Genomic DNA, 26,201 nt, shown 5'->3' with positions numbered 1-26,201 from the left:
TACTTTTTGCGTTAAATTATGATGAATTAACGAGCTACTGCGACCGGTTTGTTCAATTCTTTGCGCTTACGCAGCGCCTCATAGAAAGGTGCGTAGGCGGGGCGATCTATGTATTTCCCTTCTCCTGATTTAGCGATAAGGGTATGGTTGTGCCAAGCCAATTTACCATTACAAATGGTGGTCTCTGGAACACCGTTTATCTCCATACCTTCGAAAATACTGTGTTCAATTTTTGAGTGATGGGTTTTCGCAGAAATGGTCTTTTTCGCGGCAGGGTTCCAGATGACCAAATCGGCATCAGCGCCTACTCGAATACAACCTTTGTTCGGGTAGATGTTGAATATTTTTGCGGTATTGGTCGAGGTCAAAGCAACAAATTCATTGGCGGTGATCTTGCCTTCATTCACGCCCTTTTCCCACAGTACCATCATGCGTTCTTCGACACCGGCTGTGCCATTTGGGATCTGGGCAAAGTTGTCTTTCCCCATGGCTTTTTGATCTGCGCAAAAAGCACAGTGGTCGGTGGCTGTGGTTTGTAAGGTGCCCCCTTGAACGCCCTTCCAAAGCGCATCTTGGTGATGCTGAGGACGAAATGGCGGGCTCATTACGTGGGCGGCGGCCGTAGCCCAATCGGGGGTTTGGTAAACACTGTCATCAACGGTTAAATGACCGGCGAGTACTTCACCAAATACCGTTTGGCCGTGATCTTTGGCATAGCGAATGGCGTCAACGGCTTCTTCGGTGGAGACGTGGACCAAATAAATAGGCGCGCCTAATGTGTTGGCGATACTAATGGCGCGATTCGCAGCCTCACCTTCAACGGAGGATGGACGAGATAACGGATGTGCTTCTGGCCCAGTCATGCCTTCTGCTAACAGTTTGTTTTGTAGGTGATACACCAGTTCACCATTTTCTGCGTGAACAGTAGGAATGGCACCCAGTTCAAGGCATTTTGTGAAGCTGGACACCAGAATGTCGTCTGTTGCCATGATGGCATTTTTATACGCCATAAAATGCTTAAAGCTGTTCACACCATGTTGATCAACCAGTACCTTCATTTCTTCCGCGACGGAGTCGTCCCACCAGGTAATGGCCACATGAAAGGTGTAGTTTGAATGAGCTTTTTCAGCCCAACCACGCCATTGATGGTAAGCCTCTAAAAGTGACTGTTGCGGGTTTGGGATCACAAAATCAATGATGCTGGTGGTTCCTCCAGCTAACGCTGCAGCCGTGCCTGAGGCGAAATCATCTTTTGCCACTGTGCCCATAAAAGGTAATTGCATGTGGGTATGGGGATCAATGCCGCCAGGCATGATGAGTTTACCCGTTGCATCAATGGTTTCTACATCACTTGGTAGCTGACTGATGCTGCCAATTTCGACAATTTTATTGTCTTTACAGAGAATGTCGGCTTGAAAGGTTTCTTCATGGGTGACAATGGTTCCGCCTTTGATTAATAGACTCATATGCCGTCCTTTTTCTACAGGTTTGTTGTTAAATTTGGGCAAGCGCGTTCGACTAGCAAGAGTGAGCCTTGCTCGTTCGCGAGTTGCCAGTGTTGAAGGATGGCATTGCTCTGTCACCGTCCTAGACGGAAACAGGCAACGCCAGTGAGATTAAATTAGCTTCTTATGAAGCCACAGCATCGGTTTGGTTTGCTGAAGCGCTTTGTAGGTTTGCTAAGATGAAGTACAGCAAAGCCCCCGTGAAAGCACCGGTAAACCAGCCATAGTTATAGAACCAGCCTAATGACGGTACATTCAAAGCGATGAGGGTGATTAAGACAGGAATCGCAAAAGCGATAAGTCCGGCGTTATTGAAGGCTGGATATAAACTACTTGGAGTATACAAGGCAACCAGATCCAAATGCTGACGTTTGATTAAGAAGTAATCGACAATCATAATGCCTGCAATAGGGCCAAGTAAGCTGGAGTAGCCTAATAGCCAGTTAGAGTACATGCTTTCAACACTGACATCCGATTCCAACATGCCCATTTTTTTGAGCAGTTCCCAGCCCATCAATAAAATGCCAATAAACCCCGTTAATAAAGCTCCGCGAGTATGGTTGATGAGTTTCGGTGCAATGTTCTGGAAGTCATTGGTTGGCGATACCACGTTGGCCGCTGTGTTGGTTGATAGAGTCGCAATCACAATCAACACCATAGCCACCGCAACCCAAACAGGGCTGTCAATTTTACCAATTAATGAAATCGGATCGGAAATGGTTTCCCCGACTAACGTACTAGAAGCGGCCGTTAGTACGACACCTAATGCAGCAAAGAAAAACATAGTGACCGGCAGGCCAATAATTTGACCAATCACTTGGTCTTTCTGTGTTTTGGCATAACGACTGAAGTCAGGAATATTGAGTGACAGTGTCGCCCAAAAACCAACCATCGCGGTCAAACCACCTAAAAAGTAGCCCATAAAGCCAGCGTCTTCTGGACGGTTAGCAGGTGTGGCTAAAATTTCCGTAAAGGATACTTTACCGCCAGCCCAAACCATTAAGCCAATACCTACTATAAGAAGCAAAGGAGCGGCCAATGTTTCCAGCCATTTGATGGATTCTGCGCCCTTGATGACCACATACATATTCAGTGCCCAGAAGACAAAGAAACCAATGACTTCGCCAACGCCACCTAAGCTAGCCCAACCATCTGAAATGGCTGACAGGAATAAGTGAATGGCTAAGCCACCAAACATAGTTTGAATACCAAACCAACCACAGGCAACTACGGCACGAATCAAGCAGGGGATATTGGACCCCACCATGCCAAAGGAAGAGCGTAATAAGACAGGGAAGGGAATGCCAAACTTGGTACCAGGGTAGGCATTCAAGGTGAGTGGCACCAGCAAGATAATATTTGCAATCAAAATGGTGAACAGGGCTTCCGTAACAGATAACCCGAAGTAAGCGGTCAGTACGCCACCTAGGGTGTAAGTTGGTACACAAATGGACATCCCGACCCAAAGGGCGGCGATGTTCCATTTACTCCATGTGCGATCCTTGATCTTAGTCGGAGCAAGGTCGTCATTATAGGCTGTGCTATTTTGCAGGTCGCTATCGACCTCTAACTCATAAAACTCACCTTGCTTAACAGACTTGCTGGTCATTTTTGCCACCTCTTCTATTCTTGGGTTGATCGTTATTATGGGATTATTGCTTCATTCAAGGTGGGCACTCAGTTTATTGAGTGCCCTTTCTTCATCTCGTCTCTTGTGGACAAGGATTATGCTTTTGTATGTTCTTGGGCTATCCGTTTACTGGCTTCTAACATGGTATGCAGCAGCACATTGGCACCGGCAGCACACTCTTCAGGAGAACTGTACTCGGCTTCGTTGTGACTGATGCCGTTTAAACAAGGTGTAAAAATCATCCCTGTTGGGACCAAATCCGCCATATAGCAGGCGTCATGCCCAGCGCCAGCATAGATATCCATATGGCTATAACCTAATTTTTCGGTGGCGGCTTTAACATCGTCAGAAGCATTAAACTCCACCGGCGCGAAATACCAAAAGTGATCCAGATTGACATCAAGGTTATGCTCTTTGGCGACCTTTTCACAAAAGGCTTCTAGTTCTTCATGCATGGTCAGCAACACATCAGGACGGGGGTTACGCAAATCGGCACTGAAGGTCACCTTACCTGGAATCGTATTGCGTGAGTTTGGCCACACATCCATATAGCCAACGGTACCCAAACCGTTCTCATGACGATGGGCAATGTTATTCATTTCGGTCACAATGGCTGACGCTGCTAACATGGCATCTTTACGTAAATGCATTGGCGTGGTGCCAGAATGAGAAGGTCGACCGACTACTTCTATGTTGTACCAGCGAATACCTTGGCCTAAGCGCACAATACCAATGGCCTTTTTTTCATCTTCCAGTATAGGGCCTTGTTCAATGTGTGCTTCAAAAAATGCCCCCATATGGCGGCTACCCAATTCCATATCTCCTAGGTAGCCGATGCGTTCCAACTCATCACCGAGACGAATGCCATTCACATCGGTTTTATTTAATTCAGCTGCTAAGTCGAAGCGACCAACATAGGTACCAGAACCTTGCATAGCGGGCTGGAAACGAGAGCCTTCTTCGTTGGTCCAGACAGAGAACTCCATCGCCGTAGGTGTCTCTATCTTGTTTTCATGAAGGGTTCGTAATACCTCAACGCCTGATAGCACACCAAAGACACCATCGAACTTACCACCAGTAGGTTGAGTATCAAGGTGGCTGCCTGTGCCGACGGCTGGTAAATCGTTATTGATACCAGGTCGACGAGCAAAAATGTTGCCAATTTTGTCAACTTCCACTGTGCAACCGCAGGCTTCACACCAAGACACAAAAAGATCACGAGCTTGTTTATCCAAATCCGTTCCGGCTAAACGATTACAGCCGCCTTTTTCGGTGCCGCCAATTTCCCCCATTTCCATTAACGTATCCCAAAGGCGTTGTTCGTTAATTCGAAGGTCTTGCATGGCCGTCTCCTATTACCGTTAAATACATTTACCAAAAGGTAAAAAAGCTGAATAAAAAAATTTGAACTTGTCTTTTTGGTCAGCAATAACTAGGCCAAGTTTTTAAATAACACTGTCTTGATTCAGTGAAACAAAGCCATATTAATAGTCATAAGAGCTCTCAGAATAATACTAATTAATTAAAAATTAACCTTTAAAAACATATATTTGTGATACTTTAGAAAAGCGATTAAAGACCAATAAAAGGTGGAATAAAGTTTGGTAGTGAAAAAACAGAAACAAACGAAGCAGTCTATTAATCGACAAGAGTTGGAAGCGAGAATTTTACGTTCAGCGGAAATTGTCTTTGCTGAGAAAGGTTATAACGGATCGTCTATGGAAGCCATCGCCGCGGTCGCTAAAATATCCAAGCAAAATCTGATTTATTACTTTTCAAACAAAGAGTTACTTTATAAAAGGGTGCTCAAAGAGATGCTTGATATTTGGATTGAAAAGCTGTCTTTTCTTGAAAAAGACGGCGATACTCCAGAACTTGTGATACGTCGCTACGTCCATGAAAAAATGCAGCTATCGCGTCTTTATCCGAACGGTTCGAAAGTTTTCGCTCATGAAATTATTAGCGGTGCACCAATGCTAAAAGACTACCTAGTGAGCCATTTAAAACCACAGTTTGAACGGGATGTTAAATTAGTTAAGTCATGGATAAGTAAAGGGTTAATAGCAGATATCGACGCTGAACATTTATTTTTTACCATTTGGGCTGCGACCCAAACCTATGCGGATTTCTCTCTGCAAATGGAAGTATTACTTGCTAAGACATCATTAGATGAAGATGACTTTGAACGAGCCGAATTAGCGGTCACTGAATTTGTAATGCGCGCTCTTGGTGCCAAAAAAATAAATTAAAATTCTTTCTTACTTCAATTCCTTCTCATTTTTACTTGGCTGGTGAAAAAATAGCCAGTCTAAAACCTTTAAAAAAGCACGTCTTTTCATGATCTTAACCATTTAGTTAACTTTTTGTTTAACTAAACTTTAATTCAATGGCGCAATTTTAGTGCGCTATTTGCACTAAAAAAAACAATTTACTACCACCAAAATGCTTGTTATTAATTTTTATACCAAATGGTAAAAAAGTTAATTTTCTAATATTGAGTGGAGTGAATATGATCTCTGTTACCGAAGCCATATCTTATGAGTTTGCGACTGGTCCAGACTTGTACGCACTCTGCCAACAGGCGGCAAATACCCGTGATCAAGCTTGGGGAAACGCCATCAGTTATTCAAAAAAAGTTTTTATACCTTTAACGAATATGTGTCGTGACACTTGCGGTTACTGCACCTTTGTTCAATCACCAGATTCCATTCACGCTAACTACATGACGCCTGAGCAAGTATTGAAAACCGCACAAGAAGGCGCGGCTTTAGATTGCAAAGAAGCGTTATTTAGTTTGGGTGAGCGTCCTGAACTGCGTTATCAAAAGGCGCGGGATAAGCTGGCGGAATTAGGGTACGACAACACCTTAGACTATCTCCATGATCAATGTGCCAATGTGCTCGATAACACCAGTCTATTGCCCCATGTGAACGCAGGGGCTTTGACTTATGACGAATTGAAACGCCTAAAACCTGTGGCTGCGAGTATGGGCATGATGTTGGAAAACGTCACCACCGAGTTACTCAAACAAGGCCAAGCCCATTATGCCTGCCCAGATAAAACTCCGAAGCGGCGCTTAAATACTTTGGAGTACGCAGGTCGTTTAGACATTGCCTTTACTACGGGAATTTTGATTGGCATAGGGGAAAGTTGGGAAGACAGAGTACGCAGTCTGGTGGCCATTCGTGACCGGCACCTGGCATACGGCCATATTCAAGAAGTCATTATTCAAAATTTTCGTGCTAAGCCAGGGACGCAAATGGCGGGTTGCCAAGAGCCGGATCTGGATGACATGAAGCGAACCATTGCTGTGGCTCGACTAATTCTGCCGGGTGAGATTAGTCTACAAGCTCCGCCCAATTTAGAAGAAGAATATGGCAGCTACCTTCATGCAGGCATCAATGATTGGGGGGGCATTTCTCCTTTGACTAAAGATTTCATTAACCCTGAAAGAGCTTGGCCGCAAATCAGTAGTGTCGCCCAAGCCTGTGAAGGCTTGGGGTATTCATTGCAAGAGCGACTGACCATCTATCCTCGCTATCAACAAGCGCAGGGCAAATACCTGACTGAAAACCTAATACAACGAGTGGCGTCCATGGCGACGTCATATTCGTCATCTGCTTACTCTCTTTCCGCTACAGGAGGACTTGTCGCATGAGTCTAAATACCATCAATGAAACGTCGACCTCTGAGGCGATTATTCGATCCCAACAGCTAAATTCGGAAGTTCAAACGATTCTGAATAAGGCGATTTTGGGTGAGGAGCTGAGTGTTGACGAAGCCTGTGTGTTGTTTGCAACAGAAGGTGAGGAAGCGCAAGCCGTGTTAGCGGCGGCTGACCAAGTACGAGAACAACGTGTGGGTAATACCGGCAGCTTTGTGGTGACCCGTAATATTAATTTCACCAATGTCTGTTACATGGGGTGTCGCTTTTGTAACTTTGCGACGGAAAAAGGCAGCAAAGACGCGGAATTTTTGACGGTGGAGCAAGTGGCTGACCGTGCTGAAGAGGCTTGGCAGCGTGGCGCCACTGAGGTTTGTATTCAAGGCGGTTTGCACCCAGACATAGACGCAAATTATTACCGGAACCTGGTCATTGCCGTCAAAAAACGTGTGCCAGAGATTCATATCCATGCGTTTTCACCGTTTGAAATTTGGTATGGCTGTAAAAAAGCTCGCCTTGAACCAGAGGTGTTTTTGTCTGAGTTAAAAGCATTGGGTCTAGGTTCTATGCCGGGCACCGCGGCGGAGATCTTGGATACGGAAGTGCGTAAACAGCTGACCAAGAACAAACTCACCACAGAAGAATGGGTCCGCATTATACGTGCTGCGCATTCAGTGGGTGTGCCGACAACTTCTACCATTATGTACGGTCATGTGGATCAGCCGATTCATTGGGCGAATCACCTCAAATTGCTGCGAGATATTCAAAAAGACACTGGCGGTTTTACCGAGTTTGTACCACTTGGTTTTATCCATTATGAAACACGTTTATATAAGGATAACCCAGATAAAGTTCGTCCCGGTCCCACCCGAGATGAACACTTTAAAATGCACGCCATTGCTCGTCTTATGTTGCAAGGCCACATCGACAATATTCAAGCTTCGTGGGTGAAAATGGGGCCGGATGTTGCGGCTCAAATGTTACGTTCCGGCGCCAATGATCTGGGCGGTACCTTGATGAATGAAAGCATTTCTCGTGCGGCGGGCGCGACTCATGGTCAGGAAGTGATGCCTGAAGACATGGTGGCCAATATTGAAGCGGCGGGACTAAGTGCGATTCAGCGTAATACCAAGTATCAGACGGTGAGAGATTATACCCAAGATCCAGTGCAGCCGAATCGTATAGCGATTCAAGGAGTGGCGTGATGGCGGGGTTAAATATCACCTTATTAGCCGGCGGAGTAGGAGGTGCTAAAGCAGCAGAAGGTTTGGCGTTTGGGCGCTATGCACAAAGGGCAAAAGTGATTGGAAACGTCGCCGATGACGATGAATTTCATGGGCTTTGGGTCTCCCCAGACATTGATACCTTGATTTATTCCCTTGGTGGTCAAATAGATCGTCAGCAAGGTTGGGGGCGTAAAGGCGAGAGCCACCAAACACTAAAAGAGCTTGCGGCGTTGGGCCAAGATACTTGGATGACCTTAGGCGATTTGGATCTGGCGACGCACATTTATCGCACTCAGCTAAGAAAGCAAGGCGTCAGCATGAGTGAGATTACTCAAAGGTTAGCAACGCGACATGGGGTAAATCTGCCGATTTTATTACCGACGGATGATACGCTGCAGACTCGTGTTAAGACGCCCTCTGGTTGGCTGTCTTTTCAAGAATTTTTTGTTCGCGAACATTGTCAACCAGACGTGATTGAAGTGGCTTATCAAGGGGCGGATCACGCGACACCCAATGCCGCCGCCTTAGCTCAATTATCGACTAGTGATTTGATTGTCATTGCGCCCAGTAACCCTGTGGTTAGCATCGGAGCCATTCTGTCCATCCCAGATATTCGCCAAGCCGTTATCGACAGTGACGCTTATGTTGTGGCTATTTCACCCTTGATCGGTGGAAAAACGGTTAAAGGTCCCGCAGACAAAATGCTGTTAAGCGAAGGGAAGAGCGTCGATTCAAAAGGCATTTACGATTCTTACCAAGGTTTTTTAGATGGCATGGTGATCGACCTGCAAGATGCACAAGAAGCTGACTGGTTGCAGGCTCAAGGCGTGGATGTCTTAGTGACACCAACCTTGATGAAAGAGCGTGATGACAAAGTGAACTTGCTCGATCAAGTGGTGGCTTTTGCATTAGATAAACAAGCAAAGAGGGCCGCTTGATGAAACCAAAAGTAAACAATCTATGTGTGGTGATTCCAATGAAATCACCGGCTAAAGGAAAGCAGCGTTTGTCGTCGAACTTGCCAGCTGAGGCGCGAGAGAGCTTGTCACTCAGTTTGTTTGAAACGACTTTGCAGTTTTTCCAGCAGCATTTTCCTGAGTTAGATGTGTTGGTGGTGAGTGAGTCGCTGGATGTCCTTCGGTTGGCGCAAGATTACCAAGCGAACAGTCTGTTTGATGACGGTGAAAGGGGCTTAAATGGCGCTTTACGGTTTGCCTGCGATTGGGTGAAACAGTCCGGCTACGATGGTCAATTGATCATCCCGAGTGACATCGCTATGTTGGAAAAATCAGAGATTCAAGCCTTGTTAACCGCAGGGTTGGAAGCTCAGGTGGTGATTGCCGTGGCCAAAGATGGAGGGACCAATGCTTTATTCACTTCTCCGCCTGATGCCATTGAGTTCGAGTACGGTTGTCTCTCTGCGGTGGCCCATCAAACCAATGCGCAAATGCAGCAACTCAGTTGTCGTAGCTTGCATTTGACTCACTTGTCGTTGGACATCGATCAAAAGGAAGATTTGTCGCTGGCATCTCGCCGTCAACCTGAGCGTTTTCAGTTCTGGCATAAGTCTCTCATTGCTTCCGTTAAGGCGGTCCGATATGCCTGATTCTATGACTATGTCACGTTTGATGGGGTTACCGGACTTTCAATCTGGAGATGATCTGGCGCAGAGCATTATTGATACCTTATCGACACAAAACCAAGGTTTGCAGCAGGGCGACATCTTAGTGGTTGCACACAAGGTGGTGTCCAAAACAGAAGGGGCTTGTGTCTACTTATCCGATGTGACGCCTAGTAACGAAGCCATTGAGCTGGCGAAAACCGTGAATAAAGACCCACGTAAAGTAGAAGTTATCTTGTCTCAGTCGAATCGTATCGTTCGGGCAATGAAACGACCAGATCAGCAAGAAGGTGTGCTGATCGCAGAGCACAAAAAAGGCTATATCTGTGCCAATGCCGCAGTGGATGAGTCCAATGCGGATCATCCTGGGCAGCTGATTTTATTGCCCGAAGATCCAGATAAAAGTGCAACCACATTATGTCAGCGCTTGGAAGCACATTTTCAATGTGAATTAGGTGTGGTGATCAGCGATACCTTTGGTCGCCCTTGGCGTTTGGGCCAAACCAATGTGGCAATCGGTCTCGCCAATGTTCCTGGGGTTATGCACATGCTAGGAGAAGTCGATGCCTTTGGTCGCCCTCTGAGTGTTACCGCCCCTGCGTTCGCCGACGAGCTGGCGGCTGCGTCCGGTCTTTTAATGGAAAAAAGTGCCAAGTCCCCAGTGATTCTTTTTAGAGGTTTAAATTGGTCAAAAACACAGAGCTCAAGTCGAGACCTTATCCGTTCACATAATGAGGATTTATTTAGATGAGTGAAGATAACACAGTCGCTATTTTAGGTGGCACCGGTCCACAAGGTAAGGGGTTAGCCCTGCGTTTAGCACAGGCTGGTGTTCATATTGTGCTTGGGTCGAGAGACGCCAGTAAAGCTCAACAGACCGCCAGTGAATTAACGGAACAGCTCAATGCGCTTGGCGTAACCGCTCAGATAACGGGGGCGGATATGGTCACAGCAACCAAAACAGCTGACGATTTGGTGATTCTATCTGTGCCTTATGCAGGTCACGATGAGACCTTAAAGGCATTGGCATCGACGTTGGCTGGTAAAACCCTAGTGGACATTGTTGTGCCTCTGGCACCGGGGAACCCAAAAGCGGTAGAAATGCCGGTTGAAGGCTCGGTGACCGAAGCCGCGCAAGCCTTGTTAGGCGACGACATTCCAGTCGTCGGTGCATTGCATAATGTGTCAGCCATTACGCTAAACGATTTATCGCGCCCCATTAATTGCGACATTCTGGTGTGTGGTAATGATTTGGCAGCGAAAAAACGGGTGATCCAATTATGCCAAACAATGGGCACGCAAGCCTACAACGCAGGGTTGGCTGAGAGTGCTCGATGCATCGAGGCATTAACTCCTATTCTGATTCGTCTGAACATTTCAAAGGATGTGCCTTTTTCCCATGCTGGGGTGCGAATTTGCCCACCAGAGCAGGCTCATTAAGGTTTTATCTCACAAAAAACTCATACTAAAAAATGATCATAAGAGGAACTTACTATGGAATTCGGCATCACTTTTAAAGGCTTTGTGAGCCCTGATCGGGCACGCAGTTTGGTACGTCAGGCTGAGGAAGCGGGTTTTACTTACTGTTGGTTTTACGATTCTCACATTTTATGGCGCGAATCGTTTGTCGCCATGGCCATGTGTATGGAACACACTGAAAACATGCGATTTGGCCCATGTGTGACCAACCCTAATATTCGTGATTGGTCTCTCTCCGCAAGCTTATACGCCAGCTTGGCGCATCAAAGTAATGGACGCTTTGATATTGGTTTGGGGCGAGGGGATTCATCAATGCGAGTGATGGGGAAAAAGCCCGCCACATTGGCTCGTTTGGCAGAATTTACTACGAAAGTTAAAGCCATGGTGCGAGGGGAAGAAGTGGAGTACGGTGAATGCCCTGAGCCAGTCAAATTGCCTTGGGCAACAGGTTATGAACTGCCTGTTTGGATTGGTGCTTATGGACCAAAAGCCTTAGCAACCGCAGGACAAGTAGGAGATGGTTTGATCCTGCAAATTGGCGATCCTGACTTGGTGAAATGGTTCAAAGATCAAGCCATTGCAGCGGGTAATGAAGCGGGACGTGATATGTCTAACTTTAAAGTTCAAGCGGCAGCTCCCGCTTACTTTGGTGACATGGATTACTGTATTGAACACACCAAATGGTTCCCTGCTATGGTGGGTAACCATGTGGCAGATATTGTTGAGAAATACGGTAGTGATTCAGGCTTAGTGCCAAAAAGCTTAACGGATTACATCGAAAAACGTCGTGGCTACGATTACTCGAAACATGGTCAAAGCGACAACCCATTCTTAGATTTCATCACCGAAGATATAGTGAAAAGCTTCTGTGTATTGGGTACACCAGAAGATCACATCGCTAAGATCAAAGATCTTGAAGCGGCGGGAGCCACGCAGTTCAACATCTATCTAGACAGCGGCGACGAAGAAGAAATTATTGCCAAATACGGTGCTGAGATTATTCCAAAATTTCGTTAATAAATGGCCTTGAAAGGCGAAAATAGCCAACGTTCGGTTGGCTATTTTTTGGCAATAAATTGGCCTTTTAGGTATGAGCGGAACCGCTTATTAGCGTTTCAACTGGAGGCACTATTAGGCGGGCTGATCCTGCAAGTTCGTCAAAATCCATTGCTTGAAAATTTCAGCATTAGGGTGAAGGTATTGTTGTACAGGATGGGTTAAGAAAAACGCTTCAGACGTTTCCAGCTTATCTTCAAAGGGAGCGATTAGACTGCCCTCTTCCAACATACTTGATACCAATGAGGTGCGACCAAGTGCAAAGCCTAGTCCAAGCTTGGCCATTTCAAGAGCCGAGATTAAAGTGTCGAATTGAATGCCTTGGCCTTTGTCATGGTAGTCGGTGCTGGTTTGGTTGAGCCAATAACCCCAGCCCTCTTCATAACCTAATACGTGCAGTAATCTGTGCTCTGACAACAGGTCTTTTTCGAGTGGAAGTGCGTGGTCTTTTACAAGATCAGGACTGCAGACAGGAAAGAGTTCATCCCAAGTGAGTCTTTCGGCTTTCACATCTGACCATATACCTCGACCGTAGCGGATATCTAAATCTGTGTCTTTTTCTTTTTCCTCTTTCCAAATATTGCTGGTAAAGCGTATCTGAATATCTGGGTATTGTTCGTAAAAAAGTGGCAATTTTGGGGCCAACCAAGTGGTAAAAAACACCAAGGTGACACGAATGGTCACTTGTCGACTTCGGCCTTGGCCAAACAATTCATCTGTGACCGCAGCAAGTCTGCCAATAGAGTCATGAATGGCGGGCATGTAGGCCAAGCCTGCATCGGTCAAGGCGAGACCGCGAGGCAGTCGTTTAAAAAGGGTTGTACCCAGTTGTGATTCAAGACTTTTGACTTGTTGGCTAATGGCGGCTTGGGTGAGATTGAGTTCATTGGCCGCTTGTGTGAAGTTTAGGTGACGAGCTGACGCTTCAAATGAGCGTAACCAATTTAGTGGAGGCAGTCTTTTTTTCATGTTCGTAATCTCAACATATATTTCAATGTTAGCTATTAATTGATGCCAAAACTTCCTATTGCAGTAACCCTAAGCTGGAATAGGACTTAATAGACTTTTAGTTTTTATATTTATTTTATATAAAACAAAGCCATAGCTCTTATTGGTGAGAGCTATGGCGATGGAAAGATAACACTTTTGCTATCCTTAGCATTGGTTTTTTTACTTCATGGTTGGCATTGAAAATTCAACGCCTTCGCGAACACCAGCAGAAGGCCAACGTTGTGTCACGGTTTTACGTTTAGTGTAAAAACGTACCGCATCTGGGCCATAGGCATGCAGGTCGCCAAACAATGAACGTTTCCAGCCACCGAAGCTGTGATACGCCACAGGCACTGGCAATGGAACGTTAATGCCAACCATGCCAACTTGAATATTGTCAGAGAAATAACGTGCGGCTTCACCATCACGGGTAAAGATGCAGGTGCCATTACCGTATTCGTGGGCATCGATTAAATCCATCGCTTCTTGCATGGTGCCAACTCGGACTACTTGTAGTACTGGGCCAAAGATTTCTTCTTTGTAGCTGAGCATGTCAGAGCTCACATTATCAATTAGCGTTGCGCCAACAAAGAAGCCGTTTTCATAACCGGCAACCTTAGTTTGTCGACCATCAACGACAATCTTGGAACCTTGCTGTTCTGCACTATTAATATAGCCGATAACTTTCTCTTGATGAGCTTTTGTGATGACAGGGCCAAAATCGTTTGTGGCATCAGAGTAGGCACCAACGTTTAGATTCTTCATGGCTTCTTGCATTTTTGACACAAGAGCATCCCCCGCTGTATCGCCTACGGCAACGGCCACAGACAGAGCCATACAGCGTTCGCCAGAAGAACCAAACGCCGCGCCGACGAGCTGGTTAACGGCATTGTCCATATCCGCATCAGGCATCACGATGGCGTGGTTTTTCGCACCACCTAGTGCTTGGCAACGTTTGCCATTGGCATTGGCAGTGGTATAGATGTATTCCGCAATGGGAGTTGACCCAACAAAGCTCACGGCCTTGATATGGTCATCATGCAGTAGAGTATCAACGGCTTCTTTGTCGCCGTTAATTACATTCATGACACCGTCTGGTAGCCCAGCTTCTTTTAGCAACTGAGCAATGAAAAGCGTTGAGCTTGGATCACGTTCAGACGGCTTAAGGATGAAACAGTTACCGCAAACTAATGCCATTGGGAACATCCACAGTGGCACCATGGCTGGGAAGTTGAACGGTGTGATACCCGCAACAACGCCAAGTGGCTGGAATTCGCTCCAAGAATCGATGTTTGGACCAACGTTTTTGCTGTGTTCACCTTTTAGAAGTTCAGGAGCACCGCATGCGTATTCTACGTTCTCGATACCACGTTGCAATTCACCTGCGGCATCATGACTGATCTTGCCATGTTCTTCGCCGATCATGGCGCAAATCTTATCGGCGTTCTCTTCCAGCAAGTTTTTAAACTTAAACATGATGCGAGCACGTTTAATGGCCGGAGTATTACGCCAAGCTGGGAAAGCCGTTTGAGCAGCGGCAATGGCACTTTCGACGGTACTTTTAGAAGCAAGATCTACTTGCTTGCTTACTTCACCAGTAGATGGGTTGTAAACGTCTTGTTGACGAGTGCCTTCGACGATGACTTCGCCATTAATCAGTTGTCCAATGGTATTCATTTACGTTTCCTCAAAAAGTTATCTGAGCCGTAGTAAAGGCTCTCAATGTTTAAATCGAATTTAATCCCAAAGTTGTTTATAAAGCTCAATGACTTCTTCTGGACTTGGTACTCTCGGGTTGTTGCCCGGTGAGCCAGAAGCGATCGCTTGTTCAGCCATGGTGTCTAGTAATCCCATGTAATGGGCTCTGTCGATGCCAAATTCTTCCGGTGTGGGGACTTTTAGCTCTTCGTTTAGGGCTTTAAGCTCAGCGATCAGCTTTTCGTTGGCACTGTCGTTACTGTCTTGTTGTGACGCAATGCCCATGGCACGAGCACAATCCGCGTAGCGTTGAACGGCGGCAGGAATAGAATATTCAGTGACAGCAGGCAATAACATGGCGTTGGATAAACCATGTGGAACGTGGAACGCAGCGCCAATGGGGCGACTCATGCCATGCACCAATGCCACAGAAGCATTTGAGAATGCGATGCCAGCGAGTGTCGAACCAAGCATCATGGCTTCACGAGCGGTTTCGTCAGTGCCATCATGATATACACGGCGAAGATTCGGTGCGATTAAACGCATGGCTTCCAAAGCTTGAGCATCACTGTATAAGCTGGCTTTTTTACTGACATAGGCTTCCATCGCATGGGTCAGCGCATCAATACCCGTATCAGCTGTGGTACGTGGTGGCAAGGATAGCGTCAAGTTGTAATCAACCAAGGCTGCCACAGGCATAAAACCGACGCCCATGCAGAGCATTTTTTCGTCTGTGTTTTCATCTGTAATGATGGTTACCTTGGTGACTTCTGAGCCTGTACCCGCCGTCGTTGGGATGGCAATAATGGGTAAACCAGCTTCAGTGACAACGCGAGGAAATTTATAATCGCGCATTTCGCCACCAAATTTACCCAGTATGCTAATGGCTTTAGCACTGTCGATTGGGCTACCGCCACCCAAGGCAATAATGCTGTCGTAATCGCCTTCTCTTACTTTGTTAACGCCAGATTGAATCGACGCGACAGTGGGTTCTGGTACTGTGTCGTCAAAGATGTCAGCCGACATGTTTTGGTCAGCGAGAACGGCTTGAATTTTTGCCGCATAGCCCAATTGCACCATCATTTTATCTGTGATGATCAAAGGACGGCGACAGCCAAGGCTCTCTAGAATATTAGGAGTGGCATGACTGGCGTCTTTGCCGACCTGTAACATGCGCGGAAGAATGATTTGAGTAGACATACTGTTTCCTAATGTTATGAGTGTGAAAAACGGTTGCGTCGTTGATCGATTACAGACCGCGATTTGCCATAATGCAGAAGCAAATCGCGGCTATTTGATAGTCTAGTCAAATAGTCAGTTATCGATTAAGACTTTCCTTCCGTTGAGGGTTTCAGTTGTTCATCCTGACTGTTTCGGATCTCTTCTTTTAGCGATTTAACCAGTCCGTAAGCCGCCATAATGACGATGAAAGAGAAAGGCAGAGCGGCGACGATGGACGCTGTTTGCAAGGCTTTCAATCCGCCAGCATAGAGAAGTACTGCGGCAACAGCACCGATGGCCGCGCCCCAAAAGACTCTGAATTTTGCTGGTGGATGTTCATCACCAAAAGACACAATAGTACAAATAACTAGAGTGGCGGAGTCCGCAGAGGTAACAAAGTAAGTCACGAGCATCAAGGTACACAGGCTGGAAATAATGATGGTGACAATATCCCCTGCGTTCATGCTTTCAATGGTCGTGAACAATGCCATGGTGGTGTCGGCATTCACGGCTTCAGTGATGCCGCCTGCGCCAAACAACTCAACAAACATCGCTGTGTTACCAAAAATAGAAATCCAGAAAGCGGCCAATAGCGTTGGTGCAATTAACACACCGAAGACGAATTCACGAATGGTACGGCCTTTAGAGATACGCGCGATGAAGATACCGCAGAAAGGTGCCCAAGCGATCCACCAACCCCAGTAGAAAATCGTCCACCAACCTTGCCATTGACCTTTTGGATCTGGATCGACCCAGAAACCTAGCTCAACGACGTTGGCAACATAATCACCCAAGTTAGTAATAAACGCGCCTAATACATAAACCGTTGGTCCAAAGACAATGAACAGCAAAAGGATCACGATGGTTAAGTGCATATTCCACTCACTTAAGATCTTGATACCTTTATTTAGGCCAGTTAAAACCGAGCCTGTTGCAATCACCGACAAGATGGCAATGAGGACAATTTGGTTGGTCGTCGAAATTTCGATACCAAACAAATAAGACAGACCCGCGTTCATCTGCTGCGCGCCTAAACCTAGAGAAGTGGCAATACCAAATACAGTACCGAATACCGCTAGCAAATCCGCGGCGTGACCAATTGGTCCATAGATTCGGTCACCAAAGATGGGATGTAAGCTAGATCGAATGGAAAGTGGCAGACCTTTTCGGTAGGAAAAATACGCCAAGGCCAAACCAATCACAGCAAACAATCCCCAGCCGTGAAGGCCCCAATGGAAAATCGCGATACGCATAGCGACTTGCGCTGCCTCAACGCCGTTCTGCTGAGACTCAGTGATTAGAGGGTTGCTTTGTAAGTGATAAATGGGTTCGGCAATACTCCAAAATAGAATGCCAATGCCAATACCGGCGCTGAACAGCATGGAGAACCAGGCATAATTGCTGAATTCTGGACGATCTGAATCTTTTCCAAGGCGAATGTCACCGTATGGGCTAAAACTGATCCAAACCGCGAAAAATAGGAAAAAACTAATTAAACCAATGTAATACCAATCTAGATTAGACGAGATATAGCTATTGGCTGAGCTGTAAAGACTGTTTGCTAAGGTTGGATCGAAGACGGTGAACAAGACAAACAAGGTCACCAGCAGAGCAGAACCAACGGCTAATATTGGGTGAGTACCTGAAAAAACACCTGTTTTTGGAAGGACATAAGATTTGTTATTCATAGTATTGACCCCGTCTGCGCGTTGTTATGCTTTGACAATTGCAAAGTAAATTCAGCCTGCCTGGGCTGTTTTGCGTAGATGAGACAAGAGTGCATTGTGTGTTTCATATTGCGATTCTCTCTTTTATTTTTATTTTATTGTTAAGACATTCATCGGCCACTAACGAAGATCAAATCTCGTTGGTTTGTCTTAATGGTTTTGTTGCGGAAAACATTGTTATGAATCTCTTCCAAACTGAGAAGCAATAAAAAATTCACCTAAGACCCTATAAATTTTATGGGTCATTTTTGCCATTTTTCAGGCATAAAAAAAATGATATCTGAGGCCATTTTTATTTTGCTGGTTCGCGTTCAAATTCACTCCTAAGATTCTGCTTTCGACGATTCGCTGGGTAAATTCACGATTACCAATTACGTCGTACAAACCTAAAAGCAGCCGGTTTACCGGTATAAAAATAAATAATGCCAATCTGTTTAAGCCCTTTATATACACGGGTTTGGCTCTAGGTTAACTAGGATGAAGTGAATATGAACAAACACAATCAATTACCTTTGGCGGGTGTTCGTGTGGCCGATTTTGGTCAGCAAATTGCGGGTCCTGCTGTTGCTATGGTATTGGCCGATTTAGGGGCAACGGTGGTGCACATAGACCCACCAACAGGCCCTAGCTGGCAGCATCCTGCTAATGCAATTTTGAATCGAAATAAAGCGTCTTTACGGTTGGATCTGAAAAGTCAGTCAGGTTTAGAACAAGCGCTGGGGATTATTGCCAATGCTGACATTGTGATTGAAAGTTTTCGCCCAGATGTGATGAAAAACTTAGGCATTGATTTTGCGGAATTGCGTCAACAACGTCCTGAATTAATCACACTTTCCATGCCAGGTTTTGCCAGTAACGACCAACTTCGTCGTGATTGGAAAGCGACAGAAGCCGTTGTGGCGGCTACATCGGGAGCCTTTACCGATATGGGCTTTAACCGCGTGTTGATGGGGGTTAATCCGAGCTATTCTCCACTGCCGTTAGGCTCGGCTTATGCGATTACTTTAGCCGCCAGTTCCATTGCTTTGGCTTTGTTTGAGAGAGAAAAAACAGGCCGAGGTGATACCATTGAAGTGCCTGTTGCCGCAGCATTGATGGAAGGTCTTTCCTACAACTCCTATGTGGTCGATCAATTGCCTGAGCGCTATAAAACCATGCGTGAATTGGAAATTGAACATCGCAAACTTAATAACATTGAAATGGACTTAAGTTACGAGGAATTGCAGGAATATTTGGACCCCTTCTATCGCACTTATCTTTGTGCGGATGGACGGATGTTTTATTGCGTTTGTCCTTCTCACCGTAATCATGCCAAAAGAGCACTCCAAGTCTTGGGTATTTATGATGAATTAATCGCAGAAGGTTTGCCGGATGTGAAAGATTTGCATGCTCCGATTTGTGAGTGGGATGGAGAAACTTCGATTGGTGTTTATCCATTACCGAAAAAGTGGGCGGATATTATTTCAGCCAAGATGAAACGCGCCTTTTTGCAAAAAACGTCTGAAGAATGGGGCGTTATTTTTGGTGAAGGGCAAATTCCGGGGGCTCCTCATCGAACGACACAAGAGTGGGTGAACTGCGAATACACCAATGAATCTGGTTTGATCGTGGAGGTCGAAGATGCAGAACTTGGTGTCATGAAACAACCAGGGCCCATTGTTTGGTTTGAAGGCGAAGCTGAGGCGATGTTGTCACCAAAAGCACGTGAAAATGTCTCCTTTGATGACGCGATAAGCCGTTTGCAAGCAGCGCAAAAGACAGATCAATCGTCACGCCCTCGTGGTGCAGAGATTCAAGCCGCCAGTGGCGACGGTTGGCTAAGTGGTATTCGTATTTTGGATTTGACCAATGTGATTGCAGGGCCACATTCGTCTGCATTTTTGTCCCGTTTCGGTGCCGATATTATCAAGTTAGACCCAGTAACACCCTTGTATGATCCTCTGATTGGTATTCTCTTTACCTTCCAAGCAGGAGTGGGTAAGAAAAGTGTTCTGATGGATATTATGACTCCAGAAGGACGAGAAATATTTGAGCAGCTAGTAAAAAGTGTCGATATGGTGGTGATGAATGCACCTGAGCGTCAAATGGAGCCTTTAGGATTAGATCAAGCGACCCTGAGTGCGATTAATCCAGAAGTGCTGTTTTGTCGTCTTGACTGCTTCGGTGCGCCGCGTAAAGGACGTAAAACCAATTACATTGGTTATGATGACATTATTCAGGCAAACAGTGGCATCATGAGTCGTTTTGGTCGCCCAGAAACGCCAGAGGAACATGCCCATCTAGGTACCCTTGATGTGAACTGTGGTTTTGCCGCCGGTTTGGGTATGGCATTGGCGTTATATCAGAAACGTAAAACTGGCAAAGTGAGTCGTGTGAGAACCTCTTTGTCGGCGGTGACTAATATTGCCCAGTTACCATTTGCTTTTGATTATGAAGGTCGAGGGCCTTTTGATGAGCCATCTGGTCGAGAAGTGCTTGGTAGTCATGCCTTGTCTCATTTTTATCAGACGCAAAATGGTTGGCTGTTCCTAGATGCGAAGCCAACAGAACTGGATAAAATCAATCAAATTGCAGAGCTTGAAGGCATTAAAGCGAGTGAAGATGTTGGGCGTTTCTTAAGCGAAGCCTTTGTCACGCAAGAGACTGAGTTTTGGTTGGAGGCTTTCCGTCGTGTTGATGTGGCTTGTGCTGAGCCTTTGTCTATTGAGCATTTGCGTGATACCTACAGTCGTCCAGCCGATCAAAAAGTTGGTATTGATCGGGGGAGCTATGCTTTCTCGATTTATGCGGATCACCCAAGCGGACATTGCGTCACCCAAATTGATCAATATGCGATTCGTCCCGCAGAGTCGACCATTAAAGCGGCAACGCCAACCGAAAAATTTGGTCATTCGACCAAAACTGTTTTGGCCGAACTAGGCTTTAGTAATGAGGATATTGACCAGATGTTGGCGAAGAAAATTGTAGCCACCAAGTGGAGTAATGAATTCTTACCAAGCTGATGGCGAGCCGGTAATTCGATGAAGATTGCCAAACTTAGCCAACTCAATGAGTTGGCTTTTTTTGATTTTTTGTCGACATGTCCCTTATCTTGCACTGGCTTATTTTCTGTTTTCTATGAGCTGAGAAGATAAGAAGGCATTGACGTAAACAAGGTGACGCGTCTGCTGATCTGGATTTTCCACGGATCAGTGATGATCATTGCGCCGTAAATGGGCCTCAAAAGCTCGAATTAATAAGGATAAACTGAGCGTTAGGGTTAGGTACATGAAGGCCACCACGTTGTAGGTTTCAAAGAACTGAAAGGTTGAAGAGCTGTAGACCTTAGCGAGCTGGGTGATGTCTTGTACGCCGAGAACAGAGACCAAAGCAGAATCTTTAATCATGGCAACAAAATCATTACCTAGCGGAGGAAGAATCTTACGCATGGCTTGTGGCAAGATGATCAAGCGGAATCGCAACCAGCTAGATAAACCAAGGGATTGTGCGGCTTCGATTTGGCCTTTGCTGACCTCTTGAATACCGGCGCGAAAGACTTCCGCAATAAACGCACTGTAACTGATGGATAAGGCTAAAATAGCACGCCAGAGCATATCGAAGTCACGAGTTCTGGCCTTTTCCATCCAGCCAGCTTCAATGGGCCATTGTAATAGCCAATTATATAGGTGGACCATTTCGCTTGCGCCAACGAAGGCGATATAAAACAGCAATACCAAGACAGGAATGCCACGAAAAATTTCCACATAAAAACGAGCGAATTCTCGTAAAATACGCCATTTTGAAAAACCGGCTAGGGCGATGATCAAGCCTATGGCGCTGGCTAATAGGAAAGCGACTAAGGTTACGCCAATGGTGGTCAATAATCCGTTACTTAATGCGCCTGCGATCTTTTGATAGCTGTGGTTTGCTACCATGTTCCAGAGCAAGACTATGCCTATGATAATAGTAGCAACAAGCCACCAAGGGGTGCGATCTAAGGTCTTTTTAAGGGGCATCATATTTCAATTGTTGATGATAAGAATGCTTCAGTGATAAAGGTGTTTAGTTGCTTATCACTGAAGTGTCGGCCATGTTGCGGCGTCATTATTGGCGCTTAAACAATAAAAGATGGCTTATTGGTTATAGTCGAAAAACCACTTCTTGTTTAATGCATCTAATGTGCCATCCGTCTTCATACTTCGTAACGCTGCATTTACAGGTTCTACCAAATCAGAACCTGGAGTGAAGATAAAGCCAAAATCTTCTGTGCCGAGTGGGCCGCCGACAATTTTAAACGCGCCTGGGTTAGCGCCTATGTATCCGCGTGCCGATGTGGCATCCATTAGGACACTGTCAACGTCACCGGATTTCAACGCCTGTACAGAAGCGCCAAAGGTTTCTAACAAGGTAATGCGAGGGTTGTCTTCATTGCCATCTAACACATCGTATACAGCCACATAAAAGTTTGTGGTGCCAGCTTGAGCCCCAAAGTGTAAGTCATCATTAGCGGCAAAACTTTCGGCGTCAGTAAATCGGTCTTCGTCCGCTCTGACTAACATGAATTGTTGTGAGGTCATGTAAGGAATGGAGAAATCAATTTGCTGAGCTCGTTCAGGATTAATAGTAATGCCATCCATACCGATATCATATAGACCTTGTTTAACCGCTTGGATCATGGCGTCCCAGCTGCTTAATTGCCATTCAATATTCGCATTCAAGCGTTTACCTATTTCGTTCATGGCATCGTATTCCCAACCAATGCCTTTGCCCGTTTCTGGATCAATAAAGTTCAATGGCGTGTAGGCATTTTCGGTAACGGCCAGAATAGTGCGACCTTGAAGATCGGGTAGCGCAGCAGCCTGGCTTGCACTGGCAATAAATAAGCTCGTTATTAAAGCCAAACGGGACAGCAAAGAATGCATGATGATTACCTTTTAGAGAAACGGTTGAAAGGGTGTTATCGACTTGATATTCGTTTACGATTATACACATTTGTGCCATTGGACACTATGCGGAACCGCCTGTTCGGTAGCATCTAAGCAAGGAAACGCGTATATTCTGGTTATTCGAAATAGCCCTAATTTACCACCTTCACTGATGAGTCATTACTAATATGAGTAATCGCTTACGCGAATTATCGTCACAGCATGCTTTCCAAACCCAGTGCCTTGCACAAATGGGGGTGGTGACTTGGCTGAATGGTGTGGAAGAGGTTGTAGGGCAAGTTTATCTCCCTGCGCAACCTTGGCAAGCTCAAGGCAATGTGTTGACGGATTCTGCCCCATCAGAAGAAACGCTGTCAGCTGTTTCTGACCATGACAGGGTGTCTGGTTTCTCGGCCAAAGCGGCTCAACCTCCTGTGATGTTAGACCCACAAGAGAAGCAGCAGTCGGTTTCCAATTTGCGTGAGCAGTTAAATGCCGCGCCCGAAATCATTGTGGAAGACTTGCAGCCGATTGAAGAATTGGCTGTCGACATTGAGGTGGCGACGGACGTTCATTTGAGTCAGGTGTCGTCAATTGAGCTTAGGGCCTATGCCTTGTCGAATAAGTTGTTAATTTTGAGTGATGTGCCTGCGGTATTCTCGCAACAGGAAGAAATTGATCAGCTGGCGTTGAAAATGGCGCAAGCCTTATTGAAAGACCCTGTTGAAAATTGGCAGCGCTATGCATTTGCTTGGCCTGGAACATTAAAAAATCCACACTTTTTAAATCGTACCGATTGGTTAATCGGCGCGTTGGAATCCTCAGTCCAACGTTGGACTCAAGGCTTTTTGCCTGAGGCTAAGCTGGTGTTAGCGGGCAGTAAAATTGCCCAGTTAATGGACGATTTACCTAGCAGCAGTCCTTTGAAATTCTATCCTACGGCAAGGATTGTGAGTTTATCAGAGTTACACCGAATTCCTGAGTTGCGAAAGGAAGCTTGGAATAGCATGCAAACGAGTTTCTTTTCGTCCCATTAATACAATGAAATGTGGCGTCTATCTATGAATTCTACCTACGTGATTCGTCCAGCTGTTGAATCTGATGTGTTAGGTCTCGAACGCTTGGACAAACATTCAAACCCTCATCCTTGGGGCCGCACTTTAGTGGCTGATGCTTTGGAAGTCAGACTAAACTGGGTGATGTGCGAAGCACAAAATCCCAGTAACCTGCTTGCTTGGCTGACGGCCTCCAGAAGTGTGGATCAATCTGAACTGGAGCTGATCTTGGTGGATTCAAGTGTGCGTCGACTAGGGATCGCAAAGCAACTGGTGCGTCATTGGTTAGACAGTTTGAACCAACAAGGCGTTGCGGAATTTTTATTAGAGGTTCGGGAATCAAATTTGGCGGCAATTCATTTGTATGAGGCGCTGGGTTTTGAATTGGTTGGGCGTCGTAAACAATATTATCAAACAGAGACGGGTCGTGAAGCGGCTTGCTTGTATACATTAGTTACCCCTGTTGGAAGAGGATGAAAAAATGACCCAAGTATTGGTACCAATCGCCAATGGCAGTGAAGACATTGAAGCTATTACTATTATTGATGTGCTGAGACGTGGTGGTGTAGAGGTAACGGTTGCCAGTGTCCACGAAACAACGGATGTGACCTTGGCTAATGGTTGTCAGTTGACTGCGGACTCTCTGTTGAGCGAGCACACTGACAAAATGTTCGATGCCATTGCGTTGCCCGGTGGCATGCCAGGTGCAGAGCACCTTCGTGATTGTAAGTTGTTGGTGGATTTATTGGAAAAGCACGATATTCAAGATGCGTTATTAGCGGCGATTTGCGCATCGCCAGCTGTTGTTTTTGGCACACATGGCTTTGTGGTAGACAAACAAGCGACTTGTTACCCAGGTTTTGAATCGGGTTTAACCGGAGCGGAATATTTGGCGGACGAACCAGTGGTGATGGACGGCAATATTCTAACGGCGAAAGGTCCGGCGGTTTCCATGGTGTTTGCATTGACCTTGTTAGCAAATTTGACAGGCTATGAAGAGGCGCAAAAAGTCGCTGACGGTCTGTTGTGTTAAAGAATATTTATTCTTGACCAAAGAGTTAGTTAAAAAGCGTGAAAATAGGCTGTTTTTGACCATTTCAGCCCCATTCTTAGGTGGACGGTTAGGCCAGTTCAGAGTAAAATTAGGCAGATTTTTTGAACGCGAGATCCATCTACATTCTGACGATGGATAGACGGCAAAAACGCAATTTCTTAAAAGCGAGATGGGCCGCCGGTTCGTCTCGCTTTTTTGCAACCTGATAGGCTCTAAACGGGAGGTTCCTTTGGCAACATCAGCGATTCTAGCTCTGGAAGACGGCACAATTTTTAAGGGCGTGTCGATCGGAGCGGATGGCTCCTCAACCGCAGAGGTGGTATTCAACACCTCAATGACTGGTTATCAAGAAATTCTTACTGATCCTTCCTACGCTCGACAAATGGTCACTTTGACCTATCCTCACATTGGTAATACTGGTGTTAACTCTGAAGATGAAGAGTCTAACCAAGTGTGGTGTTCGGGTTTAATTATTCGTGATTTACCTTTATTAGCCAGCAGCTGGCGTAAAGAAGAGACTTTGTCTGACTACCTGACTCGCAAAGGTGTGGTGGGTATCGCGGATATCGATACGCGTAAATTAACACGTATTCTTCGCGAAAAAGGTGCACAAGCTGGCTGTATCATGGCCGGTGATAACATCAACGAAGAAGAAGCCATTGCAGCGGCACGTGCTTTCCCTGGTCTAAAGGGGATGGATTTAGCAAAAGAGGTGACAGTACAAGAAGCTTACCAGTGGACTGAGTCTACTTGGGATCTTGTGAAGGGTCATACCACACCAGAAAGCTCCGAATTTCATGTTGTTGCCTATGACTTCGGTGTAAAACGAAACATTCTTCGTATGCTAGTTGAGCGTGGTTGCCGCTTAACGGTTGTACCAGCGAAAACCCCAGCCAGTGATGTGTTGGCTTTGAACCCAGATGGCGTTTTCCTATCAAACGGCCCTGGTGACCCAGAGCCATGTGATTACGCGATCACCGCAATTAAAGAGATTTTAGAAACCGATGTGCCTGTATTCGGTATCTGTCTTGGTCACCAATTGTTGGCGCTGGCCAGCGGTGCTAAGACCAAGAAAATGAAGTTTGGTCACCACGGTGCCAACCACCCAGTTCAAGACATTAAACAAGGCACTGTGATGATCACTAGCCAAAACCATGGTTTTGCAGTGGATGAAGACAGCTTGCCAGCCAACTTGGAGATGACTCACAAGTCTCTGTTTGATGGCTCTTTGCAGGGAATTAGTCGAACAGATAAGAAAGCGTTCAGCTTCCAAGGTCACCCAGAAGCGAGCCCAGGGCCACATGACGTTGCGCCTTTGTTCGACCAATTTATTGACAACATCAAAGCCTCAAAAGCCTAAAAGGAGCGGAA

The 26,201-nt window shown here is 46.0% G+C and carries 22 protein-coding genes; 13 read left to right on the top strand and 9 right to left on the bottom strand.

The features are described 5' to 3' along the window. Positions 1–26 precede the first annotated feature (26 nt). The 3 genes from hydA to DFP76_RS01390 form a co-directional block, all read right to left on the bottom strand. Positions 27–1,466: a dihydropyrimidinase gene (hydA, locus tag DFP76_RS01400; RefSeq protein WP_113872898.1), complete on the bottom strand. Its 1,440-nt coding sequence runs from the start codon at positions 1,464–1,466 to the stop codon at positions 27–29. Between the two features lie 163 nt (positions 1,467–1,629). Then, a complete protein-coding gene (locus DFP76_RS01395) occupies positions 1,630–3,114 on the bottom strand; it encodes an NCS1 family nucleobase:cation symporter-1 (protein ID WP_181799771.1) in 1,485 nt (494 codons plus the stop codon). A 116-nt stretch (positions 3,115–3,230) separates the two neighbouring features. Next, the gene (locus DFP76_RS01390; protein ID WP_113872896.1) at positions 3,231–4,478 is read right to left on the bottom strand and encodes a M20 family metallo-hydrolase; all 1,248 of its coding nucleotides are present in this window, start codon (positions 4,476–4,478) and stop codon (positions 3,231–3,233) included. A gap of 264 nt (positions 4,479–4,742) precedes the next feature. Here DFP76_RS01390 and DFP76_RS01385 point away from each other — a divergent pair, with 264 nt between their 5' ends. From DFP76_RS01385 to DFP76_RS01350, 8 genes are all read left to right on the top strand, one after another. After that, the gene (locus DFP76_RS01385) at positions 4,743–5,384 is read left to right on the top strand and encodes a TetR/AcrR family transcriptional regulator (RefSeq protein WP_245931835.1); all 642 of its coding nucleotides are present in this window, start codon (positions 4,743–4,745) and stop codon (positions 5,382–5,384) included. A gap of 260 nt (positions 5,385–5,644) precedes the next feature. Further along, positions 5,645–6,793: a 7,8-didemethyl-8-hydroxy-5-deazariboflavin synthase CofG gene (gene cofG, locus DFP76_RS01380; protein WP_113872894.1), complete on the top strand. Its 1,149-nt coding sequence runs from the start codon at positions 5,645–5,647 to the stop codon at positions 6,791–6,793. Next, positions 6,790–8,004, top strand: coding sequence for a 5-amino-6-(D-ribitylamino)uracil--L-tyrosine 4-hydroxyphenyl transferase CofH (cofH, locus tag DFP76_RS01375; protein ID WP_113872893.1), 1,215 nt, complete (start codon positions 6,790–6,792; stop codon positions 8,002–8,004). The genes cofG and cofH overlap by 4 nt, the downstream gene beginning before the upstream one ends. Beyond that, positions 8,004–8,963 (top strand): 2-phospho-L-lactate transferase, encoded by a 960-nt coding sequence (gene cofD, locus DFP76_RS01370; protein WP_113872892.1) that lies wholly within the window; start codon positions 8,004–8,006, stop codon positions 8,961–8,963. Before cofH ends, cofD begins: the two co-directional genes overlap by 1 nt. After that, positions 8,963–9,631 (top strand): 2-phospho-L-lactate guanylyltransferase, encoded by a 669-nt coding sequence (gene cofC / locus DFP76_RS01365; RefSeq protein WP_113872891.1) that lies wholly within the window; start codon positions 8,963–8,965, stop codon positions 9,629–9,631. The genes cofD and cofC overlap by 1 nt, the downstream gene beginning before the upstream one ends. Beyond that, entirely contained in the window at positions 9,624–10,397 is a 774-nt protein-coding gene (gene cofE, locus DFP76_RS01360) for a coenzyme F420-0:L-glutamate ligase (protein ID WP_113872890.1), read from the top strand. The genes cofC and cofE overlap by 8 nt, the downstream gene beginning before the upstream one ends. Beyond that, positions 10,394–11,086, top strand: a complete 693-nt coding sequence (gene npdG / locus DFP76_RS01355) for an NADPH-dependent F420 reductase (RefSeq protein ID WP_113872889.1) — start codon at positions 10,394–10,396, stop codon at positions 11,084–11,086. The genes cofE and npdG overlap by 4 nt, the downstream gene beginning before the upstream one ends. A 54-nt stretch (positions 11,087–11,140) precedes the next feature. Then, positions 11,141–12,142, top strand: a complete 1,002-nt coding sequence (locus tag DFP76_RS01350) for a TIGR03842 family LLM class F420-dependent oxidoreductase (RefSeq protein ID WP_113872888.1) — start codon at positions 11,141–11,143, stop codon at positions 12,140–12,142. Between the two features lie 114 nt (positions 12,143–12,256). Here the strand turns inward: DFP76_RS01350 and DFP76_RS01345 are convergent, their stop codons facing one another. The 4 genes from DFP76_RS01345 to DFP76_RS01330 all read right to left on the bottom strand — a co-directional run bounded on the left by DFP76_RS01345 (position 12,257) and on the right by DFP76_RS01330 (position 17,778). Next, a complete protein-coding gene (locus DFP76_RS01345; RefSeq protein ID WP_113872887.1) occupies positions 12,257–13,150 on the bottom strand; it encodes a LysR substrate-binding domain-containing protein in 894 nt (297 codons plus the stop codon). 201 nt (positions 13,151–13,351) lie between these two features. Continuing rightward, the gene (locus DFP76_RS01340; RefSeq protein WP_113872886.1) at positions 13,352–14,848 is read right to left on the bottom strand and encodes a CoA-acylating methylmalonate-semialdehyde dehydrogenase; all 1,497 of its coding nucleotides are present in this window, start codon (positions 14,846–14,848) and stop codon (positions 13,352–13,354) included. 60 nt (positions 14,849–14,908) lie between these two features. Beyond that, the gene (locus DFP76_RS01335; protein WP_013794831.1) at positions 14,909–16,069 is read right to left on the bottom strand and encodes an iron-containing alcohol dehydrogenase; all 1,161 of its coding nucleotides are present in this window, start codon (positions 16,067–16,069) and stop codon (positions 14,909–14,911) included. 125 nt (positions 16,070–16,194) lie between these two features. Then, a complete protein-coding gene (locus tag DFP76_RS01330) occupies positions 16,195–17,778 on the bottom strand; it encodes a BCCT family transporter (RefSeq protein ID WP_113872885.1) in 1,584 nt (527 codons plus the stop codon). A gap of 527 nt (positions 17,779–18,305) precedes the next feature. Between DFP76_RS01330 and DFP76_RS01325 the strand changes: the two genes are divergently transcribed. Then, complete coding sequence (locus DFP76_RS01325) at positions 18,306–20,819, top strand: CoA transferase (RefSeq protein WP_113872884.1); 2,514 nt, start codon at positions 18,306–18,308, stop codon at positions 20,817–20,819. Between the two features lie 186 nt (positions 20,820–21,005). Here the strand turns inward: DFP76_RS01325 and DFP76_RS01320 are convergent, their stop codons facing one another. After that, complete coding sequence (locus tag DFP76_RS01320; RefSeq protein ID WP_113872883.1) at positions 21,006–21,815, bottom strand: amino acid ABC transporter permease; 810 nt, start codon at positions 21,813–21,815, stop codon at positions 21,006–21,008. Between the two features lie 114 nt (positions 21,816–21,929). Continuing rightward, positions 21,930–22,718, bottom strand: a complete 789-nt coding sequence (locus tag DFP76_RS01315) for a transporter substrate-binding domain-containing protein (protein ID WP_113872882.1) — start codon at positions 22,716–22,718, stop codon at positions 21,930–21,932. A gap of 191 nt (positions 22,719–22,909) precedes the next feature. Here DFP76_RS01315 and DFP76_RS01310 point away from each other — a divergent pair, with 191 nt between their 5' ends. The 4 genes from DFP76_RS01310 (at position 22,910) to carA (ending at position 26,190) form a co-directional block, all read left to right on the top strand. Then, entirely contained in the window at positions 22,910–23,758 is an 849-nt protein-coding gene (locus DFP76_RS01310; protein ID WP_113872881.1) for a hypothetical protein, read from the top strand. Between the two features lie 24 nt (positions 23,759–23,782). Continuing rightward, positions 23,783–24,253, top strand: a complete 471-nt coding sequence (locus tag DFP76_RS01305) for a GNAT family N-acetyltransferase (protein ID WP_113872880.1) — start codon at positions 23,783–23,785, stop codon at positions 24,251–24,253. 4 nt (positions 24,254–24,257) lie between these two features. Then, complete coding sequence (locus DFP76_RS01300; RefSeq protein ID WP_113872879.1) at positions 24,258–24,809, top strand: DJ-1 family glyoxalase III; 552 nt, start codon at positions 24,258–24,260, stop codon at positions 24,807–24,809. A 250-nt stretch (positions 24,810–25,059) separates the two neighbouring features. Further along, positions 25,060–26,190 (top strand): glutamine-hydrolyzing carbamoyl-phosphate synthase small subunit, encoded by a 1,131-nt coding sequence (carA, locus tag DFP76_RS01295; protein WP_113872878.1) that lies wholly within the window; start codon positions 25,060–25,062, stop codon positions 26,188–26,190. Positions 26,191–26,201 lie beyond the last annotated feature (11 nt).

It is taken from the genome of Marinomonas aquiplantarum, assembly GCF_003314975.1.
Classification (GTDB): domain Bacteria; phylum Pseudomonadota; class Gammaproteobacteria; order Pseudomonadales; family Marinomonadaceae; genus Marinomonas; species Marinomonas aquiplantarum.
Note: the sequence above shows the minus strand (reverse complement) of the source record. Positions and strands in the feature narration are given on the sequence as shown.

Excerpts from the sequence above, each read along its gene's own strand:
- hydA (WP_113872898.1), bottom strand. The coding sequence starts at position 1,466 with ATGAGTCTATTAATCAAAGGCGGAACCATTGTCACCCATGAAGAAACC.
- DFP76_RS01395 (WP_181799771.1), bottom strand. The coding sequence starts at position 3,114 with ATGACCAGCAAGTCTGTTAAGCAAGGTGAGTTTTATGAGTTAGAGGTC.
- DFP76_RS01390 (WP_113872896.1), bottom strand. The coding sequence starts at position 4,478 with ATGCAAGACCTTCGAATTAACGAACAACGCCTTTGGGATACGTTAATG.
- cofG (WP_113872894.1), top strand. The coding sequence starts at position 5,645 with ATGATCTCTGTTACCGAAGCCATATCTTATGAGTTTGCGACTGGTCCA.
- cofH (WP_113872893.1), top strand. The coding sequence starts at position 6,790 with ATGAGTCTAAATACCATCAATGAAACGTCGACCTCTGAGGCGATTATT.
- cofD (WP_113872892.1), top strand. The coding sequence starts at position 8,004 with ATGGCGGGGTTAAATATCACCTTATTAGCCGGCGGAGTAGGAGGTGCT.
- cofC (WP_113872891.1), top strand. The coding sequence starts at position 8,963 with ATGAAACCAAAAGTAAACAATCTATGTGTGGTGATTCCAATGAAATCA.
- cofE (WP_113872890.1), top strand. The coding sequence starts at position 9,624 with ATGCCTGATTCTATGACTATGTCACGTTTGATGGGGTTACCGGACTTT.
- npdG (WP_113872889.1), top strand. The coding sequence starts at position 10,394 with ATGAGTGAAGATAACACAGTCGCTATTTTAGGTGGCACCGGTCCACAA.
- DFP76_RS01350 (WP_113872888.1), top strand. The coding sequence starts at position 11,141 with ATGGAATTCGGCATCACTTTTAAAGGCTTTGTGAGCCCTGATCGGGCA.
- DFP76_RS01345 (WP_113872887.1), bottom strand. The coding sequence starts at position 13,150 with ATGAAAAAAAGACTGCCTCCACTAAATTGGTTACGCTCATTTGAAGCG.
- DFP76_RS01340 (WP_113872886.1), bottom strand. The coding sequence starts at position 14,848 with ATGAATACCATTGGACAACTGATTAATGGCGAAGTCATCGTCGAAGGC.
- DFP76_RS01335 (WP_013794831.1), bottom strand. The coding sequence starts at position 16,069 with ATGTCTACTCAAATCATTCTTCCGCGCATGTTACAGGTCGGCAAAGAC.
- DFP76_RS01330 (WP_113872885.1), bottom strand. The coding sequence starts at position 17,778 with ATGAATAACAAATCTTATGTCCTTCCAAAAACAGGTGTTTTTTCAGGT.
- DFP76_RS01325 (WP_113872884.1), top strand. The coding sequence starts at position 18,306 with ATGAACAAACACAATCAATTACCTTTGGCGGGTGTTCGTGTGGCCGAT.
- DFP76_RS01320 (WP_113872883.1), bottom strand. The coding sequence starts at position 21,815 with ATGATGCCCCTTAAAAAGACCTTAGATCGCACCCCTTGGTGGCTTGTT.
- DFP76_RS01315 (WP_113872882.1), bottom strand. The coding sequence starts at position 22,718 with ATGCATTCTTTGCTGTCCCGTTTGGCTTTAATAACGAGCTTATTTATT.
- DFP76_RS01310 (WP_113872881.1), top strand. The coding sequence starts at position 22,910 with ATGAGTAATCGCTTACGCGAATTATCGTCACAGCATGCTTTCCAAACC.
- DFP76_RS01305 (WP_113872880.1), top strand. The coding sequence starts at position 23,783 with ATGAATTCTACCTACGTGATTCGTCCAGCTGTTGAATCTGATGTGTTA.
- DFP76_RS01300 (WP_113872879.1), top strand. The coding sequence starts at position 24,258 with ATGACCCAAGTATTGGTACCAATCGCCAATGGCAGTGAAGACATTGAA.